The 16,381-nt window shown below is 57.8% G+C and carries 17 protein-coding genes; 10 read left to right on the forward strand and 7 right to left on the reverse strand.

Annotation, left to right across the window (positions count from 1 at the left end):
* Positions 1-218: 218 nt before the first annotated feature.
* Both AC07VR_RS11770 and AC07VR_RS11775 read right to left on the reverse strand, forming a co-directional pair.
* The gene (locus AC07VR_RS11770) at positions 219-2,072 is read right to left on the reverse strand and encodes an Lnb N-terminal periplasmic domain-containing protein (protein ID WP_495011312.1); all 1,854 of its coding nucleotides are present in this window, start codon (positions 2,070-2,072) and stop codon (positions 219-221) included.
* A gap of 92 nt (positions 2,073-2,164) precedes the next feature.
* On the reverse strand, positions 2,165-2,653 hold the full coding sequence (locus tag AC07VR_RS11775; protein ID WP_494993594.1) for a DUF3015 domain-containing protein: 489 nt from the start codon (positions 2,651-2,653) through the stop codon (positions 2,165-2,167).
* A 263-nt stretch (positions 2,654-2,916) separates the two neighbouring features.
* Between AC07VR_RS11775 and AC07VR_RS11780 the strand changes: the two genes are divergently transcribed.
* Both AC07VR_RS11780 and AC07VR_RS11785 read left to right on the forward strand, forming a co-directional pair.
* Positions 2,917-5,367: a Lon protease family protein gene (locus AC07VR_RS11780; RefSeq protein WP_495011313.1), complete on the forward strand. Its 2,451-nt coding sequence runs from the start codon at positions 2,917-2,919 to the stop codon at positions 5,365-5,367.
* A 206-nt stretch (positions 5,368-5,573) separates the two neighbouring features.
* Positions 5,574-5,897, forward strand: coding sequence for a PA4575 family protein (locus AC07VR_RS11785; protein WP_494993596.1), 324 nt, complete (start codon positions 5,574-5,576; stop codon positions 5,895-5,897).
* Between the two features lie 23 nt (positions 5,898-5,920).
* Here AC07VR_RS11785 and AC07VR_RS11790 read toward each other — a convergent pair whose 3' ends face one another.
* Positions 5,921-7,753 (reverse strand): hypothetical protein, encoded by a 1,833-nt coding sequence (locus tag AC07VR_RS11790; protein WP_495011314.1) that lies wholly within the window; start codon positions 7,751-7,753, stop codon positions 5,921-5,923.
* A gap of 161 nt (positions 7,754-7,914) precedes the next feature.
* On the opposite strand from AC07VR_RS11790, the gene AC07VR_RS11795 reads away from it, so the two are divergent.
* From AC07VR_RS11795 to bamJ, 3 genes are all read left to right on the forward strand, one after another.
* Positions 7,915-8,403, forward strand: coding sequence for a TIGR00645 family protein (locus AC07VR_RS11795; protein ID WP_494993598.1), 489 nt, complete (start codon positions 7,915-7,917; stop codon positions 8,401-8,403).
* Positions 8,404-8,540: 137 nt separating this feature from the next.
* Positions 8,541-8,843: a DUF6482 family protein gene (locus AC07VR_RS11800; RefSeq protein WP_494993599.1), complete on the forward strand. Its 303-nt coding sequence runs from the start codon at positions 8,541-8,543 to the stop codon at positions 8,841-8,843.
* A gap of 131 nt (positions 8,844-8,974) precedes the next feature.
* A complete protein-coding gene (gene bamJ, locus AC07VR_RS11805; protein WP_494993600.1) occupies positions 8,975-9,592 on the forward strand; it encodes a BamJ family beta-barrel-assembly machinery protein in 618 nt (205 codons plus the stop codon).
* Positions 9,593-9,702: 110 nt separating this feature from the next.
* Here the strand turns inward: bamJ and AC07VR_RS11810 are convergent, their stop codons facing one another.
* From AC07VR_RS11810 to AC07VR_RS11820, 3 genes are all read right to left on the reverse strand, one after another.
* Positions 9,703-9,960, reverse strand: a complete 258-nt coding sequence (locus AC07VR_RS11810; RefSeq protein WP_494993601.1) for a PA4570 family protein — start codon at positions 9,958-9,960, stop codon at positions 9,703-9,705.
* Between the two features lie 200 nt (positions 9,961-10,160).
* A complete protein-coding gene (locus tag AC07VR_RS11815) occupies positions 10,161-10,502 on the reverse strand; it encodes a zinc ribbon domain-containing protein YjdM (protein ID WP_494993602.1) in 342 nt (113 codons plus the stop codon).
* Between the two features lie 136 nt (positions 10,503-10,638).
* The gene (locus AC07VR_RS11820) at positions 10,639-11,607 is read right to left on the reverse strand and encodes a polyprenyl synthetase family protein (protein ID WP_494993603.1); all 969 of its coding nucleotides are present in this window, start codon (positions 11,605-11,607) and stop codon (positions 10,639-10,641) included.
* Between the two features lie 241 nt (positions 11,608-11,848).
* Between AC07VR_RS11820 and rplU the strand changes: the two genes are divergently transcribed.
* From rplU to AC07VR_RS11845, 5 genes are all read left to right on the forward strand, one after another.
* Entirely contained in the window at positions 11,849-12,163 is a 315-nt protein-coding gene (gene rplU / locus AC07VR_RS11825) for a 50S ribosomal protein L21 (protein ID WP_003443915.1), read from the forward strand.
* Positions 12,164-12,198: 35 nt separating this feature from the next.
* Complete coding sequence (gene rpmA, locus AC07VR_RS11830) at positions 12,199-12,474, forward strand: 50S ribosomal protein L27 (RefSeq protein WP_150641122.1); 276 nt, start codon at positions 12,199-12,201, stop codon at positions 12,472-12,474.
* 195 nt (positions 12,475-12,669) lie between these two features.
* A complete protein-coding gene (gene cgtA, locus AC07VR_RS11835; RefSeq protein WP_494993604.1) occupies positions 12,670-13,893 on the forward strand; it encodes an Obg family GTPase CgtA in 1,224 nt (407 codons plus the stop codon).
* A gap of 207 nt (positions 13,894-14,100) precedes the next feature.
* The gene (gene proB, locus AC07VR_RS11840) at positions 14,101-15,219 is read left to right on the forward strand and encodes a glutamate 5-kinase (protein ID WP_494993632.1); all 1,119 of its coding nucleotides are present in this window, start codon (positions 14,101-14,103) and stop codon (positions 15,217-15,219) included.
* Between the two features lie 11 nt (positions 15,220-15,230).
* Positions 15,231-15,692 (forward strand): CreA family protein, encoded by a 462-nt coding sequence (locus AC07VR_RS11845; RefSeq protein ID WP_494993605.1) that lies wholly within the window; start codon positions 15,231-15,233, stop codon positions 15,690-15,692.
* 172 nt (positions 15,693-15,864) lie between these two features.
* On the opposite strand, the gene rpsT is transcribed toward AC07VR_RS11845, so the two are convergent.
* Positions 15,865-16,143: a 30S ribosomal protein S20 gene (gene rpsT / locus AC07VR_RS11850; RefSeq protein WP_003215870.1), complete on the reverse strand. Its 279-nt coding sequence runs from the start codon at positions 16,141-16,143 to the stop codon at positions 15,865-15,867.
* Positions 16,144-16,381: the final 238 nt, after the last annotated feature.

Below are 16,381 nucleotides of genomic sequence, written 5' to 3' on the forward strand. Positions count from 1 at the left end.
GATGGAGTTTGGGCCATGATCGCAGTCTTTTAGTTTCGTCGATTGTCCGAAAGCGACCTGCTGTAAGCGATAAGCTTGTGCCGTTATAAACCGTTGGCACCTCGATCTCCTGCAGGAGCACAGCTTGCTGGCGATGCGAACACCTACTAGATGTAGCTGAATGACCGCGGCGATACCATCGCGAGCAAGCTCAGCTCCTACAGGGGGCATGGGATGGGTCAGTAGTGATACCACTTCACTTCAAGCATCACCTCGTTCTCGGGGGATGCCAAGTGGCTGAACTCGCGCTGCGCGCTGAGCCGCAAGCTGAGGTTGCGCGACAGCTCCCACTGTTGATTCAGACTCAGGCTGCGGCGTACTTCGTCATTGGTGAAGTAATCGCCTTTGGCTTCCAGGCTGAGATTACCCAGCGGGTTTCGCCAGAGCAGGCCGGTGTTGAAACCGGCTGCCGGGGCGATGAAGCCGGCGAAGTCGGCGTTGTGCTCAATGCGCACGGTGCCGAGGGCAAATCCGAGCATCTTGTCGCTGAGCCGCCAGGTGCCGCCGGCGCCACCATTGACGTGGCTCACCAGTGTTTCATCGTCATGCTTGCCCGGCACGCGCTCCAGACCGCCCATGACTTGCCAGGACAAGGGTTGCAGCAACTCGTTACGCGGGGTTAGCGAGCGGATGGTCGCCAGGTCCAGTTGCTGCAACTGCCATTTATTGCCTTCGTACTGGCGCAGCTTCATCTGGAGGATTTCGATCTGTGCACCAAGGGGGAAGCTTTCGGCATTGTCGTTGAGGTCGTGATAGGCCATGCGCAGGCCATATTCGCCAAAGGCTCTGTCGCCCCGGGTGCCGATACCGGCTTGCCAGGTGCGCGATTGGTGACCGTTCTCGGGTAGGCCAGGGCGTTCGATCGAAAGCTGCGGCGCGGGATTCTGACTGATCGCCCGCAATAGCTCGAAACTGCGTTGCGAGCGCTGTGGATCGCGCTCCAGGCCGTTGGCGCGGTAGCGTTCAAGACGGTAGGCGGCGTCGATGATCAGAGCCTGACGGGGCCGTGGTTGAGCCTTGAAAACCGGATCCTGCAAATACTGTTGGTCGGCACTGACTTTCAGCACCCAAGCCTGTTCTTCGCCGGTCAATGGTTCAGCACGGCTCAGGAGCTCGCGTTCGCGGGACGGTCGAAAGTCGATCTTCTCCACCAGTGCGGCTTCCTTCACGGCTTTCACGGTGTCGGTGGGGATAGCGGTCAGCGGGAATTGTTCGGTCAGCTTCAGGCTCGGTCGCGCCACTTGCAGCAGTTCCAGCAAGCGGTAGGAGCAGTTTTCGTCGAAGAAGAAGTAGTCGAACCGGATCTGCTTGAGTTCCCAGATATGCTCGACCATGCGCTCGGTTTCTTCCTGGGTCAGGTTCAGCTGGTATTCCCACAGGTCGCGGTTTTCCAGGCTGCGGTATTCCGAGAGTTTTTCCTGGTAGGGCACCAGTGCGAACAGGCCGGGATAGCCGCCCATCAGGCCTTTCCAGGCGTAAAGGATGCTGTTGTCCGAGCCTTCGATATAGGCGCCGAAGTTGATCGCGTAGCTGAGCAGGGCAGTGTGATCGCGTTGTACGTCGGCCTGGTCGATTCGCAGTAAGGTGTGACCGAACATCGACGAGGGGCTGTTCAAATAAGCCGCCGGGAAAATCATCACCGCGCTGTGTGGCGCGACGTCCTTGAACCACTGCTTGAATTCGGAGCAGTCCACGGCCGGTAAATCAGTCAGGTTCAGCTGCGCTTTCAACCATCGGGTTCGCGCCGGGTAAACGCATTGCGCGTGTTTTTCGCCGGCGCTGGCCGGGGCGTACAACGCTTGCAGGGTCGCGTTCAGCTCGGCGTCGGGATGATGGGCGCCATCGGTGGCGAGGAAAAACTTCGGATCGCTGACATAGCTGCGCCAGCCGCCGAGCTTGGCGGTTTCATAGTGACCCAGGGCAATCCAGAAGGGGGTCTTGGCCAATTGCTGCAAACGTTGATTGTCGATATGAGGCGCGGCGGACAGCGGGACGCAGACACAGAGCGCCAAGCAGGCAAGGCGTTTGAGCATGGTGGGCAACTTAGAATTCGATAAGAAAGACCCAAGGCGGGACAGGTCCAAAAAACAAATCCCGCCCCTTCAAAGGAGCGGGAGGGTCGAGCTTATGCCGGGGTAGCATATTTGGCCAGACGAGCATCGCCTTTAAGTACGGCCAGGGTATTGGTGTGCACATCCTCGGCGGTCACATCGGCTTTGTTGAAGATTTGCTGGAAGTGCTCATGGGTGACAGCAGCGAAATGCGCGCGGTCTTCAGGCGCCACACCAAGCACCACCGCGTAGGTCGTCAGCGCTTCGCCCTGACCCTTGGCCATGTCTTCGGACAGCTCGTTCATCATGCCATTCATGGCAATCCAGGACTTGCCACCGTAGGTCAGCTCAGCGTTGGTCGCGCAGCCGTTGGTGCCGGAAGTCATTCCGAAAGTTGCGTTGCCAGAAGTGCCGTTGGTGGTAGATGCCAGGAAGTGGGCCGGGGTGCCACGCTGACCTTTGAACAGCATATTGCCCCAGCCGCAGTCCGGACCGCCTGGCGCCTGGGCCATTGCATTGAGAGATACAACGGTGAAGAGAGTACCGAGAAGAATCCGTTTCATAGCTTTGTTCTCTTTTGGACAAGGGGGTCTGGCCCGTGCCGGTGCCAGTTGGGCCGGTTATTAGTCCAGCCGCGCAGCCTGGAGTTTAGGCACGAACCAGGGGTTCCGTGATTTTTTGCAAAACATTCCTCAAAAGAGCCATTTACCACGGCCCGCCTTGGGTTTGTTACTTGTCTATGCTTTCGTCTACAGCGTGCCTTGCCAGCCGGGTACACCCGGCGCCAGAATGCCGTTATCTGCCCCGCCTGATGTAAGGAAGCCCGATGCCTGATCCTGTTGCTGCCAGCTTGCGTCTAGCGCCCGAAGCGCTGACACGTCCGTTTTCCGCTGAACAGTTCAGCTTCTCTACAACCAATGATCTGGAGCCTTTTCGCGGTGTGCTAGGCCAGGAGCGTGCGGTCGAAGCGTTGCAGTTCGGCGTGGCCATGCCGCGCCCCGGTTACAACGTGTTTGTCATGGGAGAGCCCGGCACTGGCCGGTTTTCATTCGTCAAACGCTACCTCAAAGCCGAAGGCAAACGTCTGCAAACCCCGGCGGACTGGGTCTACGTCAACAATTTCGATGAGCCGCGCGAGCCACGTGCGCTGGAGCTGCCCTCGGGCGCGGCCGGTGCTTTCATTACCGATATCAATGGTCTGATCGATAACCTGCTGGCGACCTTCCCGGCAGTGTTCGAGCACCCTTCCTACCAGCAAAAGAAAAGCGCCATCGACCGCGCGTTCAACCAGCGCTACGACCGCGCACTGGATGTGATCGAGCGCCTGGCCCTGGAAAAGGAAGTCGCCCTTTATCGCGACAGCACCAACATCGCCTTCACCCCGATGAGCGAAGGCAAGGCGCTGGACGAGGCCGAGTTCGCGCAACTGCCGGAAGCCGAGCGCGAGCGTTTCCACACCGATATCGCCGTACTGGAAGAACGCCTCAACGAAGAGCTGGCGAGTCTGCCGCAATGGAAGCGTGAATCCAGCAACCAGATGCGCCACCTCAACGAAGAAACCATCACCCTGGCCTTGCAGCCGCTGTTGGCGCCTCTTTCGGAAAAATACGCGGAAAACGCCGCGGTGTGCGGTTATCTGCAAGCCATGCAGGTTTACCTGCTGAAAACCGTGGTCGAGCAATTGGTCGACGACAGCAAGACCGATGCGGTGGCCCGCAAGCTTCTGGAAGAACAGTACGGCCCCAGCCTTGTTGTCGGGCACCACGCCAGCGGCGGTGCGCCAGTGGTATTCGAGCCGCACCCGACCTACGACAACCTGTTTGGCCGTATCGAATACGGCACCGATCAGGGCGCGCTCTACACCACCTATCGACAATTGCGCCCGGGGGCTTTGCATCGGGCCAACGGTGGTTTCCTGATCCTCGAAGCCGAGAAAATGCTCAGCGAGCCGTTCGTTTGGGATGCGCTGAAGCGCGCGTTGCAGTCGCGCAAACTGAAAATGGAATCACCGCTGGGCGAGCTGGGGCGGCTGGCAACGGTAACGCTGGCACCTCAGGTTATTCCGTTACAGGTCAAGGTCGTCATCATTGGTGCGAGGCAGCTTTACTACGCGCTGCAAGACCTGGATTCGGATTTCCAGGAAATGTTCCGGGTGCTGGTGGACTTCGACGAAGACATCCCGATGGTCGATGAAAGCCTCGAGCAGTTCGCTCAGTTGCTGAAAACCCGTACCTCGGAAGAAGGCATGGCGCCGCTGACCGCTGATGCCGTGGCGCGCCTGGCGACCTACAGCGCACGCCTGGCCGAGCATCAGGGGCGGTTGTCAGCACGTATCGGTGATCTGTTCCAGCTGGTCAGCGAAGCGGATTTCATCCGTCATCTGGCCGGCGACAAGATGACCGATGCCGGGCACATCGAACGTGCCTTGAAAGCCAAGGCGACCCGCACTGGACGCGTTTCTGCGCGGATTCTCGACGACATGCTGGCGGGGATCATCCTGATCGACACCGCGGGCGCGGCGGTGGGCAAGTGCAACGGTCTGACGGTGCTCGAAGTCGGTGACTCGGCGTTCGGTATACCGGCGCGGATTTCCGCCACGGTCTACCCGGGCGGCAGCGGTATTGTCGACATCGAGCGTGAGGTCAACCTTGGGCAGCCGATCCACTCCAAGGGCGTGATGATCCTTACCGGGTATCTGGGTAGCCGCTACGCCCAGGAGTTCCCGTTGGCGATCTCCGCGAGTATCGCCCTGGAGCAATCCTACGGCTATGTCGACGGTGACAGCGCCTCTTTGGGCGAAGCCTGCACCTTGATTTCGGCGCTGTCGAAAACGCCGCTCAAGCAGTGCTTTGCAATCACCGGGTCGATCAACCAGTTCGGTGAGGTTCAAGCGGTCGGTGGGGTCAACGAGAAGATCGAAGGTTTCTTCCGTCTCTGCGAAGCCCGCGGTTTGACGGGTGAGCAGGGCGCGATCATCCCGCAGGCCAACGTCGCGACCTTGATGCTCGATGAGCGCGTGCTTTCGGCGGTGCGGGCCGGGCAGTTCCACGTCTACGCGGTGCGCCAGGCTGATGAAGCACTGAGTCTGCTGGTCGGTGAACCTGCCGGCGAGCCGGATGCAGAGGGGCAATTCCCCGAGGGTAGCGTCAACGCGCGGGTGGTTGAGCGTCTGCGAGTGATCGCCGAAATGGTCAGCGATGAAGACCTCAAAGAAGCAGAAAAAGAAGCGGAAAAAGAGGCAATTCAAGAGGCGCTGGCAGCGGCCAAACCTCTCTGAGGCTGACCGGTGGCGAGGGGGAGAGCCTCTTCGCCACAAAACTGACGTCAATGTTCGAAAAATGACCATTTGGTGCCGCTGGTCTTCGCAGACCATGCAGTCCAGACTTTTCCTCTATTCTCAGGGCAAGGATATCGACAGTAATCACTGGATCGAGACAGCCTTCCTGTGGAGGCTGAATACCGGATCTACCGAGGGTCGCCGCTATGTCGCGCAACCTCAGCCTTACCCGCCAATGCCTTGGCCTGGTTACCCGTATCGAATGCAGCATTCGCCCGCTTGCAGGGGATACAGGTATGTGGACCTTACTCTTCGCCGCCGGAATGGCTGGAGAACAACCTTCCGCCATCAAGGCTCAAGGCCCGTTTCATGGGCCTTTTGTGGCCGAATCGATCCTTGAAACCATCGTTGAAAGCCTGACGTTACACGGCTACGAACTGGCCGATGATCCGCAAATCTGGTGCCTGCACCTACAGGCGCAGTTGCGGGAAATCAACGGCGGGCGCTGTCGCCCCTCGGGCGACTTTTGAATGCATCCTGGACACTGAAACGCTTACTCGACAGGGTTTTCTGTTTCCGCTTTGTCGAGTTTGACCTCGAAGCCATATTCGACAGTGTTCAGTTCGGTGCGCTGGTAGGTCTCCAGATGGGTCGGCTGGCCGTAGAAGTAATGCACATCCGATAACGCCGGCCCGTCGGCGGTCGCGCTATGACTGACCGCAAGAATTTCCTTCAAGTAATTACCGCTGTCGTCCTTGGCGTAAAAGCGCCAGTCCTGCGACGGGAACAACTTCTGGTCGACAATCAAGGCATTGCCCTTGAGCTCGAGACCTTTAGGCAGCTGGCCTGCTGCGAGGGTGTTTTTTTTGATGCTGGCGAGAAAAAATGGCACAGAACCGATGGCGTAGGTCGGTGTTTCCGGAAACAGATTCAGGTCGTAGGTGATCGTGGCGCGTAGCGGATCGACCTGGAAGGCTTCAGGTGGCAGCTCTATGGGGCCTGCGCGTTTGCCGTTCTCGTCTTGAGTGAAGAAGGTCACGGGTGTGTCGCCGGCACTGAAAGAGGAGCCCAGTAGCTCATCATTGAAGGTTTTCGGATGATCGAATTCGATGCGCGCGGCACTGGGGTCTTCGACGGATTGGCTGATGGTGATGCTTTTCTTCAGTTTGTCCTCGTCGAGGGTCGCGTCCTTCAGCCAGGTCGCTGCCTGGTCGTCATACACCACCACGGGCAGTGAGAGGCTCTGGATGGTTCTCTCGGTGGTGTTCCTGTCGAACCGACGCACCGGTAACTGCAGATCCTTGCGTGTGACCGTGGCGCCCGAGAAGTCGAGCACGCTGACTTCCAGGTTCTCGATCGCGCCGTTGAAGTAGACCTTGGTGTAATGGCTGGTCTGCTGGTATTCAAATGTGCGCTGTTCATCCTCAAGCTGTTTCTGGAAGGTCTCGCTCCAGGCCTTCTGCTTCTGCATTTCGGCCAATTGTTTTTCATAGAAAGCGACTTGTCTGGCGTTCTCGTTGATCGAGCCCGAGCGCGTGAGGAATTGCCCGGTCGTGTCTTTGGCCTGAACAATCAGCGGGTTGAGCGGAGTTGCACTGACCTCAGGTGCCAGCGATGCGCTGTTACTCAGTTCGATTTCCGCGTAGTTCTTTCCCAGGGTCAACAGCGTGACGGTGATGTTTTCATCGGTGCGCTTTTTACCCACGTCCTTTTTTGTCAGGTCAAAGGTGAATACCTTGCGCGGCGCGATGACTTCCACCTTGCCCTGTAGTGTCACCGGTTGAGGCTGATTTTTGTTTTCGACTTCCAGGCCTTCGATGTAGGGGTAGGTTACCGTCAGATCATCGGGGTTGGTCAGGTTGGAGCTCGAAGGACTGAACTGAATGCCGGGATCGGTTTCCGACCATTCGGGCTGGAAGGGAACGACTTTTTTGTTGCTTAACGTTACCGACTGCCATTCCAGACCGTGAGGAAACGGGAACTCTGCTGCCATGCTGAAGTTGAACGGGAACACCGGCTGCAGGTCGGTCAGGTAGTCGGAGTCGGACGATTTACGCAGTACGAACAGACCGTTGATGTAGGTGTCGACGAAGGCTTGCGGGCTTGGATAGTGTTTGAGCAAGGCCATGGCATCTTCACCGTACTCGGTTTCGATCGGCTTGCTCTTGAGTTTGAGTTGGGCGCGCTCAAACAACAGTAAAGAGCCGCCGAGATTGGCCACGGCGTCCTTGAGTTTCGGATCCTCGATAGCATCCAGAGACTTCTCGAACTGCGCGGTCTTGTCTTCGAGACTGGTCTGCGACTTCCCATCGCTGGGTGAGCAGCCGCCGCAGATCAGCAGTGCGATGCACAGGCCAACACTCGCTAAAGGGAATCGCAAATCCATTGTTCAGTCTTCCTGTCCGACGTCAGTGAGCTGCGTGAATGTCTTCGACACTAGCAGAAAAACACCTTGGCAGACGCGCAGGTCATGGATTTCTCTGCGGTTTATGGGTTTTTGACCGGCTGATATACTTGCCGCCATTTTCAGACCTGATGTGAGATTTAATGGAACGCTTTATCGAGAATACAATGTACGCCTCGCGCTGGTTGCTGGCGCCTATCTACTTCGGTCTGTCCCTTGGCTTGCTGGCCCTGGCCCTGAAATTCTTCCAGGAAGTCTCGCACGTTATCCCCGACGTGTTCTCAATGGCCGAGTCGGATCTGATTCTGGTGTTGTTGTCGTTAATCGACATGGCGCTGGTCGGTGGCTTGCTGGTGATGGTGATGATTTCCGGTTACGAAAACTTCGTCTCCCAGCTCGACATCGATGAAGAAAAGGAAAAGCTCAACTGGCTTGGCACGATGGACTCCTCTTCATTGAAAATGAAGGTGGCTGCCTCGATCGTGGCGATTTCCTCGATTCACCTGCTGCGCATATTCATGGATGCGAAGAATGTCGATCCTGAGCATCTGAAGTGGTACGTGATCATTCACATGACCTTCGTGATCTCAGCCTTCGCCATGGGTTACCTGGACAAGTTGACCAAGCACTGATTGCTCTGAGCGAAGTTGTGAGCCGCCCGGCCGTTGCGAAACGGACGGGCGGTGGCGTTTCTGGCTTGTGCTTTTGTGCGGCGAGGCATATGCCTGTAACTGTCCTGGGCCAAGTTTAAGTTGCGCGAGGTGCGGTCATGAACCTGCAAGAGTTGAATGCTTATGCGATCGCCGGGAAGGTTGACGAGCTGAACCTGATCTCGCTCGAAGGCGGGATTTATTTGATAGAAGCGCGCATACATGGCGCGGCCTATCCGTTGAGCGACACTCATGGCCAGATGCTTCATCTGCGTTCGGTTGAACACGCGCGCGAAGTCCTCCATGCCTTTCCGAAGCTGCCGTTCAATCTGATTCACACCTCGGTTCACGATGAAATGTGTGGGATGTCGGGCAGCACCGAGGAAAGCTTGCGGGTGCCGATCGCTATCCATTCTGCCTGACAGCTCGGACGCGCGTTCATCACGGGGCCGACTTGTGTGCTAGTCTGCTCGCCCTTTTGGTTCCGGGCGCCCCGGAATGCGCTGTGCACGCACGGCAATTTCCAGAGCCGTCCGCACAGCGGAGCAGCGTTATGTCCGAAGTAAATCTGTCCACCGACGAAACCCGCGTCAGCTACGGTATTGGCCGTCAGCTGGGCGACCAACTGCGTGACAACCCGCCACCGGGCGTTAGCCTGGACGCGATCCTGGCAGGTCTGACCGATGCCTTCGCCGGCAAGGACAGCCGTGTTGGCCAGGAAGAAATGTCCGCCAGCTTCAAGGTTATCCGTGAAATCATGCAAGCCGAAGCGGCAGCCAAGGCTGAAGCGGCTGCTGGTGCTGGTCTGGAATTCCTGGCTGAAAACGCCAAGCGTGACGGCATCACCACTCTGGCTTCCGGTCTGCAATTCGAAGTACTGACTGCCGGTGCTGGCGCCAAGCCATCCCGTGAAGACAGCGTGCGTACTCACTACCACGGCACTCTGATCGACGGCACTGTGTTTGACAGCTCCTACGATCGCGGTCAGCCTGCAGAATTCCCGGTCGGCGGCGTGATCGCTGGCTGGACCGAAGCCCTGCAACTGATGAACGCCGGTAGCAAATGGCGTCTGTACGTGCCGAGCGAGTTGGCTTACGGCGCGCAAGGCGTTGGTAGCATTCCGCCGCACAGCGTACTGGTATTCGACGTCGAGCTGCTCGACGTACTGTAAGACCTGAAAGTAGGAGCCGAGCTTGCTTTCGATGGCATCGATACGGTTTCATGGTTAAACCGGGTTATGCGCATCGCGAGCAAGCTCGGCTCCTACAGGTTTTGCGTCAGTCATATCTGGAACTTTGTGTTCAGATCATTCACAGGGCGCAGTGCCCGCGCGTAGCAGAACAGAAACAGGTTGCGCACCAACTCCTTGAGCACCACGGGTTCGCTGGAACTCAGGCCGTTGACGTCCAGGTCGCCTTGATCCTGCAGCTCATTCAATGCTTCTTCTTCCAATACCGCACAGACTTCCCCGGTTTCCCGATGCAGGATCCTGAGGTAAGGGTGTGGGCGGTCCAGCCAGGCATCGATCAAGTAAGTCATGGTTCTCATCTCCTTTAATGGAATCCAATGAGAATAGTTCTTATTCAATTAATGGCAAGTACCTATTGGCAGTTTCTGTTTTTTCTGCGCGGGCATTGTTGTCAGTCAAAAGGACTGGCCTTTTGCTATTGATGCGGGGGTGTTTGCAGGGGGAGGGTGAAGCGCCATCCCGCACAAGGCGCGGGATGGAAGCGGCAGGCTCAGACCTTTCTGACGAACTCGGACTTGAGCTTCATCGGGCCGATGCCGTCGATCTTGCAGTCGATGTCGTGGTCGCCATCGCACAGGCGGATGTTCTTGACCTTGGTGCCGACCTTGACCACCAGTGACGTGCCTTTGACCTTGAGGTCCTTGATCACGGTGATGGTGTCGCCATCTTGCAGGACATTGCCGACCGAGTCCTTTTTAACGGATTCGTCGGACGTAGCCTCGGCTTCGCCGCTAGCGGACCACTCGTGGGCACATTCCGGGCAGATCAGATGGGCGCCGTCTTCATAGGTGTATTCGGAATTGCATTTCGGGCAGGGTGGCAACGTGCTCACTAAGGCTCCTTGGATTCAGGATGGCTAAAAAGCGCACATTATATAGGGTTTTGGTGGGGAGGGTGGGGGGCGGTGTTACGCGCTGCTGTAGCAGCGGCTGCGTCGGGTCGCGAAGCGACCCTTGGCGGTCTTGGTCTTAGTGCGTGCGGGCGACTGCGAACTCGCTCAGCTCGACCAGTGCATCACGGTATTCGCTGGCTGGCAGCGCTTCGAGGCAGGTGATGGCGCGCGCCACGTAATCGCGGGCCAGTTGTGCGGTGTAGTCCAGAGAGCCGGAGGCTTCCACGGCAGCGCGGATGCTTTCGAGGTCCTCGATACCACCTTTCTGGATCGCCTGGCGTACCAGTGCAGCTTGCTCGGCAGTGCCTTCGCGCATGGTGTAGATCAGCGGCAGGGTTGGTTTGCCTTCGGCCAGATCGTCACCGACGTTCTTGCCCAGGGTTTCGGCATCGCCGCGGTAATCCAGCAGGTCATCAACCAGTTGGAAGGCCACGCCAAGGTGATCGCCAAAGGTGCGCAGCGCTTCAGCCTGTTCAGGCGTGGCGTCGGCCAGGACTGCGGCACTGTGGGTCGAGGCCTCGAAGAGCATTGCGGTCTTGCCGCGGATGACTTCCATGTAGGTTTCTTCGGTGGTGCTGGCGTCACGAACCTTCGACAACTGCAACACTTCGCCTTCAGCGATGATTCGCGTGGCTTGCGAAAGGATCTTCATCACTGGCATCGAGCCCAGTTCGACCATCATCTCGAAGGAGCGCGAGTACAGGAAGTCGCCAACCAGCACGCTCGGGGCATTGCCCCACATGGCATTGGCGGTCGAGCGGCCACGGCGCATGCCTGACATGTCGACCACGTCGTCGTGAAGCAGGGTGGCGGTGTGCAGGAACTCGATGGTCGCGGCGAGCAGGCGCATGTCATCGCCTTCGCGACCCAGGGCCTTGCCACACAGCAACACCAATAAAGGGCGCAGGCGTTTACCGCCGGCCGAGGTAATGTAATCGCCGATTTTTGATACCAGCGGCACTCGGGAAGTCAGCTGCTTCTTGATGATGCCGTCGACGGCGCTAAAATCGTCCGCCACCGCGCGGTAGAAAGCTTGGGGTTGCATCAGCGACAGGTGCTCCAGAAGGGTTGCGCGGCATGCTAGGACTCAGGTCCGCAGGTGTCAAGGCGCTATACTCAGCCACTTGCATCGCCTTCCCCGCTTGCGTACAATCGCGCACCCTGAACTTCCTGGGCAGCACCTGCCTTACGCAATTGCATCTGGGCCGTTCCAGCCTCATGCAGCCATGCCAGCCAATACCTCTTCTTATAAAGAGCTGGGTGAGCAGGATTATCGGAGAAATACCATGTCTTATGCAGTAATCGTTACTGGTGGCAAGCAATACAAGGTCGCCCCAGGTGAATACCTGAAGATCGAAAAACTGGAAATCGCTACCGGCGAATCCGTTACTTTTGATCGCGTTCTGTTGGTTGCCAATGGCGACGACGTGAATATCGGTGCTCCAGTTGTTCCTGGCGCTACCGTTGTGGCTGAAGTGATCTCCCAAGGTCGTCACGATAAAATCCGCATCATCAAGTTCCGTCGCCGTAAGCACCACATGAAGCGTATGGGCCACCGCCAGTGGTACACCGAGATCAAAATCACCGGTATTCAGGCTTAATTTCAGCCTAATTCCTCACTAGGAGAATTGAACTCATGGCACACAAAAAAGCTGGTGGTAGTACCCGTAACGGTCGCGACTCAGAAGCCAAACGCCTTGGCGTGAAGATGTATGGCGGCCAGGTTATCATTCCGGGCAACATCATCGTGCGTCAGCGCGGCACCCAATTCCACGCCGGTTACGGTGTTGGCATGGGTAAGGATCACACTCTCTTCGCTAAAATCGAAGGCGTGATCAAGTTCCAGGTTAAGGGCGCCTTCGGTCGCCGTTACGTGAGCATCGTCCCGAAGACTGAAGTCGTCGCGGCGTAATTGCGTAGTTGCTGGAAAAGCCCTGTCTTGCGACGGGGCTTTTTCGTTTGTGGGGTGAGTCTCTTGCAAAACTGTTTGTATGGGCTGCTGGCGCTGGATTGTGCGGTCGTTGATTGAGGTCGCTGCGCTCATTTTTGCAAGAGTCTTATGTCTTAGTGTTTTTCGGCTCGTCCGTATGGCGAGAGGCGTTTTGTTATGAAGTTTGTTGATGAAGTTTCGATTCGAGTAAAAGCTGGCGACGGCGGCAATGGTTGCATGAGTTTCCGTCGGGAAAAATTCATCGAAAACGGTGGTCCGAACGGTGGTGATGGTGGTGATGGCGGCTCGGTCTTCATGATCGCCGACGAAAACCTCAACACCCTGGTGGACTATCGTTACACCCGGCACTTCGATGCCGAGCGTGGCGCCAACGGCGGCAGCACTGACTGCACCGGTAAAAAAGGCGAAGAGCTGGTGCTTCGGGTTCCGGTCGGTACCACCGTCATCGACTCTGCTACGCAAGAAGTCATTGGCGACCTGACCAAGGCCGGCCAGCGTCTGCTTGTGGCTCATGGCGGCTGGCACGGTCTGGGCAACACCCGTTTCAAATCCAGTACCAACCGCGCGCCGCGCCAGACTACGCCGGGCAAGCCGGGCGAGCAGCGTGATCTCAAGCTGGAAATGAAGGTGTTGGCTGACGTCGGCCTGCTGGGTTTGCCGAACGCCGGCAAAAGTACCTTTATCCGTTCGGTTTCGGCAGCCAAGCCGAAAGTTGCCGATTATCCGTTTACCACGCTGGTGCCAAACCTGGGTGTGGTCAGCGTCGATCGCTGGAAGAGCTTCGTCATTGCCGACATTCCGGGGCTGATCGAAGGGGCTTCCGACGGTGCGGGCCTGGGGATTCGCTTCCTCAAGCACTTGTCGCGTACCCGTCTGTTGTTGCACCTCGTCGACATGGCGCCGCTGGATGAAACCAGTGCTCCAGACGCTGCTGAAGTCATCGTTAGCGAGTTGACCAAGTTCAGCCCGTCCCTGGCTGAGCGTGATCGCTGGTTGGTGCTGAACAAGTGCGACCAGATTCTTGAGGAAGAGCATGAGGCTCGGGTCAAGGAGATCGTTGATCGTCTGGAGTGGACTGGTCCGGTCTACGTGATCTCGGCCATCGCCAAAGAAGGTACCGAGCGCCTGACGCGCGACATCATGCGTTATCTGGAGGATCGTGCCGATCGTCTGGCTAACGACCCGGTCTACAGGGAAGAGCTGGCCGAGCTTGATCAGAGCATCGAAGATGAAGCTCGTGCCCAGTTGCAGGCCCTGGATGACCAGCGCGCCCTGCGACGCAGCGGTGTGAAGTCGGTCCACGACATCGGCGATGATGACTGGGATGAAGAAGATGTGGATGATGAAGATGGTCCGGAAATCATTTACGTTCGTGACTGATTCATTTACGGCAGCCTCGCCCTTGCAGGAGTGAGGCTTGTCGGCAATGACGGTTTATCTGGTGGGGTGCGGTGTTATCATCGCTCGCAAGCCAGTTTCCAAGGCGCCGCTCTTTAGAGCGGCGTTTTGGTGTCTGTAAAACGCAAATACGAATAATCGCATGGGTGGCGCTGGGTCGCGCCGCTCGCCGGCAAAGGTTGGAAGATGATGCGGAGCAAGGTGACAGGTGCGCAGCGTTGGGTCGTGAAGATTGGCAGCGCTTTGCTGACGGCTGACGGCAAAGGGCTGGATCGCGCGGCAATGGGTGTCTGGGTTGAGCAGATGGTCGCGTTGCATGAGGCGGGTGTCGAGCTGGTGCTGGTGTCCTCGGGGGCGGTGGCGGCGGGTATGAGTCGCCTTGGCTGGACTGCACGACCCAGTGCGATGCATGAGTTGCAGGCCGCTGCCGCCATTGGTCAGATGGGGCTGGTGCAGGCCTGGGAGTCGAGCTTTGCCAAGCATGGCCGGCACACAGCGCAAATTCTCCTGACTCACGATGACTTGTCCGACCGCAAGCGTTACCTCAATGCCCGCAGTACCTTGCGCGCGCTGGTTGAGCTCAAGGTCATTCCGGTGATCAACGAGAACGACACGGTGGTCACCGACGAAATCCGTTTTGGAGACAACGATACCCTGGCGGCGCTGGTGGCCAACCTGGTCGAGGCTGATCTGCTGGTGATTCTCACGGATCGTGACGGCATGTTCGATGCGGATCCGCGTAACAACCCCGATGCCAAGCTGATTTACGAGGCGCGTGCCGATGATCCGGCGCTGGACGCGGTCGCGGGCGGCACCGGCGGTGCACTGGGCCGTGGCGGCATGCAGACAAAGTTGCGGGCGGCACGTCTGGCGGCGCGTTCGGGGGCTCACACGATCATCGTGGGTGGGCGTCTGGAGCGGGTGCTGGACCGTTTGAAGGCGGGCGAGCGCATCGGCACCTTGCTGTCACCTGAGCGTGGCATGCTGGCGGCACGCAAGCAATGGCTGGCCGGGCATTTGCAGACTCGCGGCACGCTGGTGCTGGACGAAGGGGCGGTATCGGCGTTGTCTCAAGGCAACAAAAGCTTGCTGCCGGTCGGCGTGAAGCTGGTTCAGGGCAGCTTCCGTCGCGGTGAGATGGTGGTGTGCGTGGCGCCGGATGGTCGTGAGATCGCTCGTGGTCTGGCCAACTACAGTGCGCTTGAGGCGCAAAAAATCATCGGTCAATCGTCTGAGGCGATTGTCGGTTTGTTGGGTTACATGGCGGAGCCGGAGCTGGTTCACCGCGATAACCTGATTCTGGTTTAAGGAAAACGCGTATGCGCATGGCAAAAGGGTTGTTGGGGCTGCTGTTGGCGATGCCGCTGCTGGCTTCGGCGGAAGAAATCGGACAGGTATCGACCGTGTTCAAATTCGTCGGGCCGAATGATCGTATCGTCGTCGAGGCTTTCGATGATCCGAAGGTCGATGGCGTGACTTGCTACCTGTCGCGCGCCAAGACGGGTGGTGTGAAGGGTGGGTTGGGATTGGCTGAGGATCGGTCGGAGGCGTCCATCGCTTGTCGTCAGGTCGGGCCGATCAGCTTCAAGGGTGAGCTCAAGGATGGTGAAGAGGTGTTCAAGGAGCGCACGTCCCTGGTGTTCAAGACCATGCAAGTGGTGCGTTTTCTCGACAAGAAGCGCAATACCCTGGTTTATCTGGTCTACAGCGACCGTCTGATCGAGGGCAGTCCGCAGAATGCGGTGACCGCGATTCCGATTCTGCCTTGGGCGCATCAGTGATCTGAGGATTGCTATCGCGGGCAAGCCTCGCTCCTGCAGGGTGTGCGATCCGTAGGGGGCGAGGCTTGCGTGCGAAGGCGATGTCTCGGGCGCTGCATTTCTCGGCTGTCAGGCTCAAATCGCAGGCAATAAAAAACCGACCCTGGGGTCGGTTTTTTAACAAGCGTGTCGCTTAGGCTGCAGCAGCAAGGTTCAGAGCCTTGATGTGGCCATTCAGGCGACCTTTATGGCGAGCAGCTTTGTTCTTGTGGATGATGCCTTTATCGGCCATACGGTCGATAACTGGCACGGCCAGAACGTAAGCAGCTTGCGCTTTTTCAGCGTCTTTTGCGTCGATGGCTTTAACTACATTCTTGATGTAGGTACGAACCATGGAACGCAGGCTGGCGTTGTGGCTGCGACGCTTCTCAGCCTGTTTTGCACGTTTTTTGGCGGAAGGTGTGTTGGCCACCGTCGAGCTCCTCGAAAGACTTTTTAGGAAATAGCAAACAAAATAGGCCGCGAATCATGCCGATGAGTTGAAGTCTTGTCAAGGGCGGGTGATGCGTTCCGCTGAGTGGTAGATGCGGAGCGCCGGGATATTTCTTTCCGGCGTGCGACCTGTAAACTCGCGAGCTTTGGCTCTGTGCTGTTGCGGCGCGGAGTATCGCATATGTGGGCGCTTTGTTCGCCTGCTCTTTATCTACAGG

The organism is Pseudomonas sp. GW821-FHT02H09 (assembly GCF_059421425.1).

Bases quoted from the DNA above. Each gene is read 5' to 3' on its own strand.
- AC07VR_RS11800 (WP_494993599.1), top strand. From the start codon at position 8,541: ATGAACCTGCAAGAGTTGAATGCTTATGCGATCGCCGGGAAGGTTGAC.
- bamJ (WP_494993600.1), top strand. From the start codon at position 8,975: ATGTCCGAAGTAAATCTGTCCACCGACGAAACCCGCGTCAGCTACGGT.
- AC07VR_RS11810 (WP_494993601.1), bottom strand. From the start codon at position 9,960: ATGACTTACTTGATCGATGCCTGGCTGGACCGCCCACACCCTTACCTC.
- AC07VR_RS11790 (WP_495011314.1), bottom strand. From the start codon at position 7,753: ATGGATTTGCGATTCCCTTTAGCGAGTGTTGGCCTGTGCATCGCACTG.
- proB (WP_494993632.1), top strand. From the start codon at position 14,101: ATGCGGAGCAAGGTGACAGGTGCGCAGCGTTGGGTCGTGAAGATTGGC.
- AC07VR_RS11770 (WP_495011312.1), bottom strand. From the start codon at position 2,072: ATGCTCAAACGCCTTGCCTGCTTGGCGCTCTGTGTCTGCGTCCCGCTG.
- AC07VR_RS11795 (WP_494993598.1), top strand. From the start codon at position 7,915: ATGGAACGCTTTATCGAGAATACAATGTACGCCTCGCGCTGGTTGCTG.
- AC07VR_RS11775 (WP_494993594.1), bottom strand. From the start codon at position 2,653: ATGAAACGGATTCTTCTCGGTACTCTCTTCACCGTTGTATCTCTCAAT.
- AC07VR_RS11785 (WP_494993596.1), top strand. From the start codon at position 5,574: ATGTCGCGCAACCTCAGCCTTACCCGCCAATGCCTTGGCCTGGTTACC.
- rplU (WP_003443915.1), top strand. From the start codon at position 11,849: ATGTCTTATGCAGTAATCGTTACTGGTGGCAAGCAATACAAGGTCGCC.
- AC07VR_RS11820 (WP_494993603.1), bottom strand. From the start codon at position 11,607: ATGCAACCCCAAGCTTTCTACCGCGCGGTGGCGGACGATTTTAGCGCC.
- rpmA (WP_150641122.1), top strand. From the start codon at position 12,199: ATGGCACACAAAAAAGCTGGTGGTAGTACCCGTAACGGTCGCGACTCA.
- AC07VR_RS11845 (WP_494993605.1), top strand. From the start codon at position 15,231: ATGCGCATGGCAAAAGGGTTGTTGGGGCTGCTGTTGGCGATGCCGCTG.
- AC07VR_RS11780 (WP_495011313.1), top strand. From the start codon at position 2,917: ATGCCTGATCCTGTTGCTGCCAGCTTGCGTCTAGCGCCCGAAGCGCTG.
- cgtA (WP_494993604.1), top strand. From the start codon at position 12,670: ATGAAGTTTGTTGATGAAGTTTCGATTCGAGTAAAAGCTGGCGACGGC.